Source organism: Rhizobium sp. BK591, from assembly GCF_014195045.1.
Classification (GTDB): Bacteria; Pseudomonadota; Alphaproteobacteria; order Rhizobiales; family Rhizobiaceae; genus Rhizobium; species Rhizobium anhuiense.
Map to the genome: position 1 here is coordinate 587,612 of NZ_JACIAZ010000001.1, position 11,737 is coordinate 599,348.

The following is an 11,737-nucleotide window of genomic DNA, read 5'->3' on the forward strand; positions in this document are numbered from 1 at the left end:
CCAATGCTGATCCAGCTTTCGATCCGCGATATCGTCCTGATCGAGCGGCTGGATCTTGCCTTCGAGACCGGCCTCTCCGTGCTGACGGGGGAGACCGGGGCGGGCAAATCCATCTTGCTCGACAGCTTGTCGCTGGCGCTCGGCGGGCGCGGCGACGGCGACTTGGTGCGCCATGGCGAGGACAAGGGCCAGGTGACGGCGGTGTTCGACGTCGGCATGGATCACGGCGCCCGCACACTCCTGCGCGAAAACGGCATCGATGACGAGGGCGATCTGATCTTCCGTCGCCAGCAATCGGCGGACGGGCGCACCAAGGCCTATGTCAACGACCAACCGGTCAGCGTGCAGCTGATGCGCCAGGCCGGTCAAATGCTGGTCGAAATCCATGGCCAGCACGACGACCGCGCTTTGGTCGACACCAATGCCCACCGCACTCTGCTAGATGCCTTCGCCGGCCTCACCGACGAGGTTTCGGAGGTTTCCCGGCTCTATCGCCTGTGGCGCGACAGCGAGCGGACACTGAAGAAGCACCGCGAGAAGGTGGAAAGTGCGGCGCGCGAAGCCGACTATCTGCGCTCTTCCGTCGAGGAACTCGAGAAGCTCTCGCCGCAGGATGGCGAGGAGGAAGAACTCGCCGACCGCCGGCAGAAAATGATGAAGGCCGAACGAATCGCCGGCGATATCGCCGAGGCCTCCGAGTTCCTGAACGGCAATGCCTCGCCGGTGCCTCACATCGCCTCGCTGGTGCGCCGGCTGGAGCGCAAGAGCCATGAGGCGCCGGGACTGCTCGAAGACACGGTGGCGCTGCTCGATGCCGCGCTCGACCAGCTTTCCAACGCGCAGATGGAAGTCGAGGCGGCGCTGCGCAAGACCGAATATGATCCGAGGGAACTGGAGCGCGTAGAGGAGCGGCTTTTTGCGCTCAGGGCCGCCTCGCGCAAATATTCCGTGCCCGTTACCGAGTTGCCTGCGCTTGCCGTCCGCATGATCGCCGACCTTGCCGATCTCGACGCGGGTGAGGAGCGGCTGGCGCGGCTCGAAGCCGAGGTCGGCCTGGCCCGTGAAAACTACGATACGGCGGCGCGCTCGCTCTCCGACAAGCGCCATCATGCCGGTATTGCCTTGGCTGCGGCTGTCATGGCCGAGCTGCCGGCGCTGAAGCTCGAACGCGCCCGTTTCATGGTCGAGATCACCACGGATGCGCACGAGGCCCTGGCTGAAGGCATCGATGTGGTCGAGTTCCATGTCCAGACCAATCCCGGCACGCGGCCGGGCTCGATCATGAAGGTTGCCTCCGGCGGCGAACTCTCACGTTTCCTGCTGGCGTTGAAGGTGGCGCTGGCCGATCGCGGATCTGCTCCGACGCTGGTCTTCGACGAAATCGACACCGGCGTCGGCGGTGCGGTGGCCGATGCGATCGGCCAGCGGCTGAAGCGGCTGTCGGAGCGGGTGCAGGTGCTGTCGGTCACGCATGCGCCGCAGGTCGCAGCAAGGGCGGCGACGCATCTGTTGATCTCCAAGGGACCGGCGGCCGAGGGATCCGAAAAGATCGCTACGCGCGTCGCGACGATGGCGCAGAAGGACCGAACCGAGGAGATCGCCCGCATGCTGGCCGGGGCATCGGTGACCGAAGAGGCGAGGGCCGCGGCGAAGCGGCTGCTGGCCGGCAACGGCTGATCGCAACTCGGCTGTCGGTAAGGCCGACGGCGGTGACGAACATCTCGCTTTGCGCTATCCGTAACATTCCGATCCGCGCCGATCTGTTGCCATGCGCCTTTTCCATTTCAGCGACGATCCCGACATTGCGGTGTTCGAACCGCACCCGGTTCGCGTACCCTCGATTCGCCCGGCGGGCCGGGAATGGCTGAACGGTCCGCTCGTTTGGGCAATCGATGGCGACCATGACTTCATGTATCTCTTTCCGCGCGACTGCCCGCGGATACTGATCTGGGCCACACCCGAGACGCCGGAGGCCGAGCGACGGCACTGGCTCGGGGATTGCAGGGCCGCGGCCTATGTCGAGCGTCACTGGTTGGAAAGGCTCTCGGCGGAGACGATCCATCGCTACGAGCTGCCGGCTGGGGATTTCGAGGATCTGGATGATGCCGGCATGTGGGTGGCCCGCAGACGCGTTGTTCCCATCGAGCGCACCGCCGTCTCGCGGCTCGACCGGGAGTTTGCCCCGCGCGGCGTGGAGCTCAGGGTGGTCGATAGTCTTGCGCCGTTGAAGAGCCTTTGGGACACGGGCTTGCATGTCAGCGGCATCCGGCTGCGCAATGCGCGGGATTGGGAACAGGATGGGTAGATCGATCTTCGCAGCGCGGCATGCGCGGCCTCCCTTTTCATCCGGAATTTTTGCTCTAAAAACAATCCAGATTTCTGGCCAGATTCCCTGGAGTGTTATTCCATGTCCATCGAAGGTTCCGCCGTCGACACGTTGACGATCGAAGAGGCTGCCGCCGAGCTCGAACGGCTGGCAAAGGAGATCGCGCATCACGATGCGCTCTATCACGGCAAGGACCAGCCGGAGATTTCGGATGCCGATTACGACGCGCTGAAGCGCCGCAATGATGCGCTGGAAGCACGCTTTCCCGAGTTGATCCGCGAAGACAGCCCATCGCGGCATGTTGGTGCAGCGCCCTCCGTGACGTTTTCGCCTGTCGTCCATGCGCGGCCGATGCTGTCGCTCGACAACACCTTCTCGCAGGAGGACGTGCAGGATTTCGTCGCCGGCGTCTATCGCTTCCTCGGCCGTCTGCCGGACCAGTCGATCGCCTTTACCGCCGAGCCGAAGATCGACGGTCTCTCGATGTCGATCCGTTACGAGAACGGCAGGCTGGTGACGGCTGCGACGCGCGGAGACGGGACGACGGGGGAGAACGTCACCGCCAACATCCGGACCATCTCCGAGATCCCCAACGAGCTGCCGAAGGGCGTGCCCGCCGTCGTCGAGATCCGCGGTGAAGTCTATATGGCCAAAAGCGATTTCCTGGCGCTGAACCGGCAGATGGAGGCGGAGGGCAAACAGACCTACGTCAATCCGCGCAACACCGCGGCCGGGTCGCTGCGCCAGCTCGACGCCAAAGTGACGGCGAGCCGCAAGCTCAAATTCTTCGCCTATGCCTGGGGCGAGATGTCGGAGATGCCCGCCGATACACAGTTCGCCATGGTGCAGACCTTCAGAGACTGGGGTTTTCCGGTCAACCCGCTGATGAAGCGGTTGAATTCGGTCGCCGACATCCTGGCGCATTATGACGAGATCGGCCTCGAGCGCCCGGATCTCGACTACGACATCGACGGCGTTGTTTATAAGGTTGACAGTCTCGAACTGCAGCAGCGCCTCGGCTTCCGCTCGCGTTCGCCGCGCTGGGCGACGGCGCATAAGTTTCCGGCCGAACAGGCCTTCACCGAGGTCGAGAAGATCGAGATCCAGGTCGGCCGCACCGGGGCGCTGACGCCGGTGGCGCGGCTGAAGCCGATCACGGTCGGCGGCGTCGTCGTCACCAATGCGACGCTGCACAACGAGGATTACATCAAGGGCATCGGCAATAGCGGCGAGCGCATCCGGCCGGAGGAACACGATATCCGCGAAGGCGATACCGTCATCGTCCAGCGCGCCGGCGACGTCATTCCGCAGATCCTCGATGTCGTGATGGAAAAACGCGCGGCCGACGCCCGGCCCTACGAATTCCCGAAGACATGCCCGGTCTGCGGTTCGCATGCGGTGCGCGAGGTCAACGAGAAGACCGGCAAGATGGATTCGGTGCGCCGCTGCACCGGCGGCTTCATCTGCCGAGCGCAGGCGACGGAGCATCTGAAGCACTTCGTTTCGCGCAACGCTTTCGATATCGAAGGGCTCGGTTCGAAGCAGATCGACTTCTTCTTCGAAAATGAAGATCCGTCGCTGCAGATCCGCACCGCGCCCGACATCTTCACGCTGGAGAAGCGCCAGCAGCAATCGCTGACCAAGCTCGAAAATATCGACGGCTTCGGCAAGGTCAGCGTCGGCAAGCTCTATGCGGCGATCAACGAACGGCGCAGCATTGCGCTCCACCGCTTCATCTACGCGCTCGGCATCCGTCATGTCGGCGAGACCACGGCGAAGCTGCTGTCGCGCTCCTATGGCACCTATGCGGCCTTCGAGACGGGGATGCGGGAGGCCGAGACGCTAGCCGGCGACGCCTGGAACGATCTCAATGCCATCGAGGGCATCGGCGAGGTCGTGGCGCGGGCTATCGTCGAATTCTACAAGGAGCCGCGCAATGTCGAGGTGATCACCCGGCTTATCGAGGAGGTGACGCCCGAGGAGGCCGAACAGCCGGTGACGGCGGGCAGCCCGGTCGCCGGCAAGACCGTCGTCTTCACCGGGTCGCTGGAAAAATTCACCCGCGACGAGGCGAAGGCGAGGGCGGAAAGCCTCGGCGCCAAGGTGGCGGGATCGGTCTCCAAGAAGACCGACATCGTCGTTGCCGGCCCCGGCGCCGGCTCCAAGCTCGACAAGGCGCGCGAGCTCGGCGTGCAGACGATGGACGAGGATGAATGGCTGGCGTTGATCAGCGGGTGAAGGGCTGAGGGCAGGCCGCCAGCCTCCCGCTCGCTCATAGCCTGAGCCGTGCCATCGTATAGGCGTCGACATATTGACCGGCGCGATATCCGAAAGCCCTTAGCAGGCCTTCCTGTTCGAAGCCGAATTTGCGGTAGAGACCGATGGCGACATCGTTGTCGGTATAGACGGTCAGTTCCAGCCGTCTGATATCGAGCCAGTCATCGGCAGCGTCGACAAATGCCCCGAGCAGGATCCGTCCGAAGCCGCGGCCGGTGAAGTCGTCATGCACGCCCATGCCGATGCTGGCGACGTGTTGCCTGCGGCCGGAAAGACGGTTGAGGCCGCCACTGCCGACGATCTTGCCATTCAGGGTGACGACAAGGTTGAGCGCGCCCGGGGAGGGATTTTCCATGTGCTTGCGAACCTCCTCGACTGCCTGGTATGGCGGCCGCAAGGTACCTGCCCGGTAGCCCGGCAGATTTATGAGATCGGTGATCTCCTCGGCATCGGAAAGGCGGACGGCACGCACCAGGACGCCGTCCGGCAGGGGCGCCCGGCCGCGCGGTTCATTCTCTTCGTTTTCGGACATTCATGCTCTCCATCGGTTTTACGAGGAGAGCCGGTTTCCGAAAACCCTGCTCGCCTCGGCAGGGTTTCGGGATGATCGGATCGCTGCTAACGCGCCATCGCTCCCGCGTACCCTTCCAGGGTCGTGGTGTGATGAATAAGCGTTGCCATGGTCACGAAGCCGATCATGGCAGGTAGGTTTCGATATGCGGGTTAAAAAGTCAACCATGCGTCGTGCCGAATTTGCGCGGTGGGAAGCGGGGCGGTATTCCTGTGCCTGGAGAAACGATTCGGGTTGCTGCATTGAAAACCATCGCGATTGACTTCGAGACGGCGAACGAACAGCGCGGCAGCGCCTGTTCGGTCGGCCTTGCCTGGATCGAGGATGGCAGGGTGACGCGCGTCGAAGAGCGACTGATCCGGCCGCGAGACATGCGTTTTTCCGGAATGAACATCGCAATTCACGGCATCCGGCCGGAGCATGTCGAGGATGCGCCCGAATTTCCCGAGGTGATGGACGAGTTCCACGAGGATTTTCGCGGTGCCACGATGATCGCGCACAATGCCGCCTTCGATTTCAGCGTCTGGCGGGCGTGTCTCGATCTCTACCGGCAATCCTATCCGGAGCTTACCTATCTCTGCAGCCTGAAGATGGCGCAGCGGATCTGGCCGCACTTCCTCTCGCACCGGCTGAACCTGATCGCCGAGCATCTCGGCCTGCGTTTCGTGCATCATAACGCCGCCGAGGATGCAGCGGTCTGCGCGGCGGCGGCGATCGAAATGGCGAAGGCGGTCAAGGCGAACGCCGTTCACGCCATACCGGCGCTGATCGGCATGAGGCCCGGCCGGCTGACGGCGCGGGCCTACGAGCCCTGCACCTGCCGGAAAGGCTGAGCGTTCTCGCAACGGCGATTTCTTGCAAAGCATGAGTGCATGCTTATCTAGAATCCGGATCATTCAGGGAGCCGCCATGTCCAAGCTGCGCAATCTTCTCCTCGCCGCCTTCTCTTTCTCCGTTCTTTCCGCCGGGGTCGTCTCGGCCGAGGTGGTCGGCAAGGTCGGGGTCGACTGGATCGGCAACGACATCATTGTCGAGGCGGTCTCCGACCCTGAGGTCAAGGGCGTTACCTGCCACGTCACCTATTTCGACCGCAGCCTGATCGACCGGTTCAAGAACGGCAACTGGTTCGAAGACCCGTCCAACAATTCCATCGCCTGCCGGCAGACGGGGCCGATCGAGATCGGCAATATCGACCTGTCCAAGGACGGCACCGAGGTGTTCCGCCAGGGCATGTCCCTGATCTGGAAAACGCTGGTCGTCAACCGCATCTACGACAAGACCAACGACACGCTGATCTATCTCGCCCATTCGCGCGAACTGACGGACGGTTCGGCGAAGATGTCGATCTCGACCATTCCGCTCTATGGGCAGAATGTTGTGTGGAAGAACGGGAAGCCGTAGGGGCGGGAAGGTTCCTGGATTTTTCGCGTTCGTTATTGAAAAGCCCGCCCCACAAGGGGGAGGGGCTTAACTTGTCGCACCCGCTTTCCAGATCTTTGACGTTTCGGGAGGAGCGAGGCGGGGCCTGAGCTTAGTCCCTCCCTAAAGCTGATCCGATGCTGGCTTATGCTCCACACCAAACGGAAAAGGCCCGGACGAGCCGGGCCTTCCAATACGCAAACGGAGAAATATCAAGCCGCCTGCGTCAGCTCGTCGGCAATGACCGTGTCGAGGTTCAGGAAGCAGACCATGGTCTTTTCGAGCGCGACGATGCCGCGGCAGAAGGCGCGCTGGGCTTCCGGGATGATTTCCGGCGGCGGCTGCAGGTCTTCGCTCTTGATGGTCATCATGTCGGAAACCTGCTCGACCAACAGGCCGACCAGTTTGCCGGCGATGTCGGTGACGATGATCGCCGAGCGCTCGGAGGGCTCGGTCATCTTCATGCCGAGGCGGCAGGCCATGTCGATGACGGGGATCACCGCGCCGCGCAGGTTGATGAGACCCAGCACGTAGGGCGGGGTGTGCGGCATCGGCGTCACCGGCGCCCAACCGCGGATTTCGCGGATGGCCATGATGTCGATGCAGAACTCCTGGTCGCCCAGGTGGAACGAAACGATTTCGAGATAGGCGCCCGATTGCTTGATGGCGTTGTTGTTCATGGTCAGAATTCTTCCCAGTTGTCCCCGGCGGGAGAGGCGATGACTTTGGCGGCAGAACCGCCGTTGAATGCGCCCGCGACTTTGCCGATCAGGTTGCGCGCGGGAGATGGTCTCGAATGCGAGGCGGCATTTGCCTCTCGCGGCGTTTGCCGGGCGCTCATGCCCTCGCCGGTCTTGAACTGCTTGACCAGTTGCGTCAGGTTTTCCGCGTCGATGGCGAGCGTATGGCTTGCAGCGTTCGTCTCTTCCACCATGGCCGCGTTCTTCTGCGTGACCTGATCCATCTGGCTGATGGACGTATTGATTTCATTCAGTCCCACTGATTGTTCGCGCGCAGAGGTTACGATTGATTTAACATGTTCGTCGATGCGCAGAACATCTTCGCCGATCTGGCGAAGCGCTTCGCCGGCGGCCGTCACCAGTTCGCCGCCGATCTTCACTTCGTCGCCGGATTTTCCGATCAAGGTCTTGATATCCTTGGCAGCGCCGGCGGCGCGGCCGGCGAGTTCGCGTACTTCCTGGGCAACGACGGCGAAACCCTTGCCGGCTTCGCCGGCGCGTGCTGCCTCGACGCCGGCGTTGAGCGCCAGAAGGTTCGTCTGGAAGGCGATCTCGTCGATGACGTTGATGATCTTGCCGATCTCGCGGGACGCGCCTTCGATTCGCTGCATCGCCGCCATTGCGTCGCCGACGACGATATCCGACTTCGCCGTGTTCTCACGGGTATGGGTGACCATATGGCCGACTTCCTCGGCGCGGTTGGTCGCGTTGCGGACGGTGGCGGTGATCTGGTCGAGGGCGGCTGACGTCTCTTCGAGCGACGCGGCCTGCTGCTCGGTACGCTTGGCGAGGTCGTCGGCGGCAGCGCGCATCTGGCGGCTGTTCGCCTCGATCGAGCTGCTGTTGACGGCGATGTCGCTCATCGCCTTGCGCAGCGTTGCCGTCGTCTGGTTGAAGTCGCGGCGCAGGCGCTCCAGTTCCTCGCGGAAAGGCTGGTCGATCGTAACGGTCACGTCGCCTTCCGACAGGCGGGTAAGGCCGTGGCCGAGGGCGGTGACGGCGGCGTTCAGAGCTTCGGCGTCGGCGAGCTTTGCGGCTTCGCGCTCACGGTGCTCGGCATCGCTGCGCTGCCTGTCGGTCTGGTTCTGCGTCTCGAGGTTACGCTTCTCGATGGCGGCGAGACGGAAACTGTCGGCGGCGCGGGCCATTTCGCCGATCTCGTCGCCGCGGCTCTTTTCGGCAACGTCGCTGGCGAAATCGCCGTTCATGATGCGCTGCATGCTTTCGCGCACGGCGCCGATGCCGCGGCGGATCGAGCCGCCATGGACATATTGCAGAATACCCATGCTGAGGATGGCGAAGATGCCGAGGCCGATCTGGAGAACAAGGGCTTCCCGCGATACGGCATTGGCAAGATCGACATGCTGCTGGGCAAAGACGGTGCCGTCAGCGGCGAGCTTGTCGAGCGTTTTGGTCAGCTCCTCGCCGGCGCCGTCAATCGTGTCGTCGATCTTGTCGAACTCGGCATCGGGCGCACCCTGTTGAACCAGAGCGACGAGATCGACCTGGATCGCCTTGCCCATTGCGGCGACGTCGGCGTCATAGCTTTTCAACAGACCATCGTCATGCATTTCTTCGGCAAGCCGGCGCATTTCCTTCGAGCCGCCGGAAAGGGCGGTGAGCGAATCGCCGATCAGCTTGATGCGCTCCGGCTCCACCGCCTTGTCGTCCTTGTCGACGATGATATCCATGGCGGCCAGCACCATCGTCAGGTTCGCAAGGCGCATGTCGTCGATATGGTTGACGCTCGTCTGGATCTCGCTGGCGCTACGCAGGCTGGCATCGACCCGCATGTTCTCGTACCAGCCGACGCCAAGCATCGTTCCGAAACCGAGGAAGGCCGCGCCACCGAGCGTCCAGAGCCGCTGGCTGACTGACAGGCTCTTGCGCACTGCTGAATTCGTCATGAAAAGACCCCTCCACAAACCGCTCGGGTTTATGTTCTCCTACCCTCATGCGGACGTCCGGGGTTTTTGCCACTCGGCAGACTTCATGTCAGAACGGCTCGATGGAGCCGCACGCATTGCTAAATATAGATATGACGGCTTAAGTCTTTCCTAACGATATGTGCCTTGAGACTGTCTGTTCGCTTCAAAAGCAAATTATTCAAAACACGATGTTTTTCGATCCATGGCAATTTCGACGGGCAGATTTTCCGCTGTGGATGGCCTCTATCAGTGAGACAATCAATCACGGGTCAGAAAACATATTGTTGAATTGCGCGCGTCCGGTCGGGGCTATAATCACGCGGGGCACAAGGGGTGGGCGGCAGATATCCGCCTGGATCGAGGATCATCCAATGAAGACTTTCCGCATCGCCGTCTGGGTCGGTGTCCTGATACTGGCCGGGTTTCTCGGCGGGTTCTCGTACTATCTCAGCAGATCGGGGAATGTAGTGGCGGAGGCTCCCTTCGGCGTGCCCTTTACCCTGGTCTCCCAGACGGGCCAGCCGATCACCGAGCAGGCGTTGCGCGGCAAGCCGACGGCGCTGTTTTTCGGCTTCACCCATTGCCCGGAAGTCTGCCCGACGACGCTTTTCGAGCTGAACGGCTGGATGGAGAAGGTCGATCCGAAGGGCGACAAGCTCCAGGCGTATTTCGTCACCGTCGATCCGGAGCGCGACACGCCCGAGATCATGAACCAGTACGTTTCCAATGTTTCCAAGCGGATCACCGGCATATCAGGTGCGCCTGACAAGGTCGCCGAGGTCATCAAGGGATTCCGCGTCTACGCCAAGAAGGTGCCGGTCGACGAGAAGGATCCGAATGGCGACTATACGATGGATCACACCGCCTCGGTCTTCCTGCTCGATTCGGCCGGGCGGTTTTCAGGAACGATCGCCTATGGCGAAAACCCGGACACGGCGGTAAAGAAGCTGGAGAATCTCGTCAGCAAGGGGTGATGGTTTCAGCGTGATGGGGCGTTGGCCCGACCGGCGGCGGGCAACGGAAACGGGAAAGACCGCCTATCGTGAGTGAAATCCGCCTTTACGTGACGACGACCGAAAGCAAGGCCGAAGAGATTCTCGACCTTCTGAGCACGGTCTTCGGCGAAGAAGACTTTGCCATCGGCACCACCGAGATCGATGAGAAGAAGGATATCTGGGAAGCCTCGATCTATATGATGGCCGAGGACGAGGCCGAAGTGCGTTCCCGCGTCGAGGATGCACTGAAGACCTCTTTCCCCGATGCCCGGTTGGAGCGGGAAGTCATCCCCGAGGTCGACTGGGTGGTGAAATCGCTGGAGGGGCTGAAGCCCGTCAGGGCAGGGCGCTTCCTGGTGCATGGTTCGCATGATCGCGACAAGGTCCGCCCCGGCGATATCGCCATCGAGATCGATGCCGGCCAGGCCTTCGGCACCGGCCATCACGGCACGACTGCCGGCTGCCTCGAAGTGATCGATGCCGTGGTGCGCTCACGCCCGGTCCGCAATGCCCTCGATCTCGGCACCGGAAGCGGCGTGCTGGCGATTGCGGTGCGCAAGCTCAAGAATATTCCGGTGCTGGCGACGGATATCGATCCGGTCGCGACACGGGTGGCGGCCGAGAACGTGCGCCGCAACGGCATCGCGTCGGGCATCGTCACCAGGACCGCGCCGGGCTTTCATTCAACGGCCTTTTCCGAACACGGTCCCTTCGATCTGATCATCGCCAACATTCTCGCCCGCCCGCTGATCCGCATGGCGCCGAAGCTCGCGACGCATCTTGCGCCGGGTGGATCGGTGATTCTTTCGGGCATTCTAGCCGCGCAGCGCTGGAAGGTGATTGCCGCCTATAGCGGCGCACGGCTTCGCCATGTGCGGACCATATGGCGCAATGGCTGGGTGACGATCCACTTCGATCGACCGTAATTTTGCTGGGTTGTTTCTGAGTGGGGTTAGGGCCTTAGCCTACGTCACGCTTGCTTGGGGCACCAGGTTCCTTCCCCGCCCCAATGCTGTGCCTGTCACAGGAATGAGCGAGGAGGGGCTTGCGCTCCATCCCCACGACGCCACGACTCGCACTCTTCCTAAGACAAGAAAAAAGGCGGTGCCGATGGCACCGCCTTGGACCGGTCTATCCGGCCAATGCCCGCGAGCTCAAGGGGAGGAGCGCTCAAGCGGGCTCTACTGCATTCCAATAGGCCGGTCCGGGAGGGAGGAGACGGACGGGCTTTCAGGCTTAGAACGCGTAGCTGAGGGCGCCCTTGTGGCGCGTAGCGCGCTGGCCGGCTCCGAGCAGCTTGAGGCTGTCCTCGTTCTGCGGGCGGCGGGCGCCGATCACGTGACGCACGGTCTGGCGTTCGCCAGCCTGCACCGGGCTGCTATATGCGAAGCGCGAGAGAGAGGCGGTCATTTCAAGAATTCCTTTGTTTCGGGTTCATCGCGAACCGTTCGATGGCGTCTATATAGCTATTCTGAAATGCG

At 62.3% G+C, this 11,737-nt stretch carries 11 protein-coding genes; 7 read left to right on the forward strand and 4 right to left on the reverse strand.

The window, feature by feature from the left end; all coding sequences use genetic code 11:
• Nucleotides 1-3 precede the first annotated feature (3 nt).
• From recN to ligA, 3 genes are all read left to right on the forward strand, one after another.
• Complete coding sequence (gene recN / locus FHX10_RS02755; RefSeq protein ID WP_063474596.1) at nucleotides 4-1,677, forward strand: DNA repair protein RecN; 1,674 nt, start codon at nucleotides 4-6, stop codon at nucleotides 1,675-1,677.
• A 91-nt stretch (nucleotides 1,678-1,768) separates the two neighbouring features.
• Nucleotides 1,769-2,305 carry a DUF6886 family protein gene (locus FHX10_RS02760; RefSeq protein WP_063474597.1) on the forward strand — a complete coding sequence of 179 codons (537 nt, stop codon included), beginning with the start codon at nucleotides 1,769-1,771 and terminating at the stop codon, nucleotides 2,303-2,305.
• 102 nt (nucleotides 2,306-2,407) lie between these two features.
• Nucleotides 2,408-4,564: an NAD-dependent DNA ligase LigA gene (gene ligA, locus FHX10_RS02765; protein ID WP_063474598.1), complete on the forward strand. Its 2,157-nt coding sequence runs from the start codon at nucleotides 2,408-2,410 to the stop codon at nucleotides 4,562-4,564.
• A 34-nt stretch (nucleotides 4,565-4,598) separates the two neighbouring features.
• Here the strand turns inward: ligA and FHX10_RS02770 are convergent, their stop codons facing one another.
• Nucleotides 4,599-5,135 carry a GNAT family N-acetyltransferase gene (locus FHX10_RS02770; protein ID WP_063474599.1) on the reverse strand — a complete coding sequence of 179 codons (537 nt, stop codon included), beginning with the start codon at nucleotides 5,133-5,135 and terminating at the stop codon, nucleotides 4,599-4,601.
• 281 nt (nucleotides 5,136-5,416) lie between these two features.
• Here FHX10_RS02770 and FHX10_RS02775 point away from each other — a divergent pair, with 281 nt between their 5' ends.
• Nucleotides 5,417-6,007 (forward strand): 3'-5' exonuclease, encoded by a 591-nt coding sequence (locus FHX10_RS02775; protein WP_047610917.1) that lies wholly within the window; start codon nucleotides 5,417-5,419, stop codon nucleotides 6,005-6,007.
• A gap of 76 nt (nucleotides 6,008-6,083) precedes the next feature.
• Nucleotides 6,084-6,575, forward strand: coding sequence for a CreA family protein (locus FHX10_RS02780; protein WP_063474600.1), 492 nt, complete (start codon nucleotides 6,084-6,086; stop codon nucleotides 6,573-6,575).
• A 230-nt stretch (nucleotides 6,576-6,805) separates the two neighbouring features.
• Here FHX10_RS02780 and FHX10_RS02785 read toward each other — a convergent pair whose 3' ends face one another.
• Complete coding sequence (locus FHX10_RS02785) at nucleotides 6,806-7,273, reverse strand: chemotaxis protein CheW (RefSeq protein WP_017965084.1); 468 nt, start codon at nucleotides 7,271-7,273, stop codon at nucleotides 6,806-6,808.
• 2 nt (nucleotides 7,274-7,275) lie between these two features.
• Nucleotides 7,276-9,240 carry a methyl-accepting chemotaxis protein gene (locus FHX10_RS02790; RefSeq protein WP_063474601.1) on the reverse strand — a complete coding sequence of 655 codons (1,965 nt, stop codon included), beginning with the start codon at nucleotides 9,238-9,240 and terminating at the stop codon, nucleotides 7,276-7,278.
• A gap of 392 nt (nucleotides 9,241-9,632) precedes the next feature.
• On the opposite strand from FHX10_RS02790, the gene FHX10_RS02795 reads away from it, so the two are divergent.
• Entirely contained in the window at nucleotides 9,633-10,235 is a 603-nt protein-coding gene (locus tag FHX10_RS02795; protein WP_047610910.1) for an SCO family protein, read from the forward strand.
• A 68-nt stretch (nucleotides 10,236-10,303) separates the two neighbouring features.
• Nucleotides 10,304-11,182, forward strand: coding sequence for a 50S ribosomal protein L11 methyltransferase (locus FHX10_RS02800; RefSeq protein WP_047610908.1), 879 nt, complete (start codon nucleotides 10,304-10,306; stop codon nucleotides 11,180-11,182).
• 310 nt (nucleotides 11,183-11,492) lie between these two features.
• Here the strand turns inward: FHX10_RS02800 and FHX10_RS02805 are convergent, their stop codons facing one another.
• A complete protein-coding gene (locus tag FHX10_RS02805; RefSeq protein WP_012758267.1) occupies nucleotides 11,493-11,666 on the reverse strand; it encodes a hypothetical protein in 174 nt (57 codons plus the stop codon).
• Nucleotides 11,667-11,737: the final 71 nt, after the last annotated feature.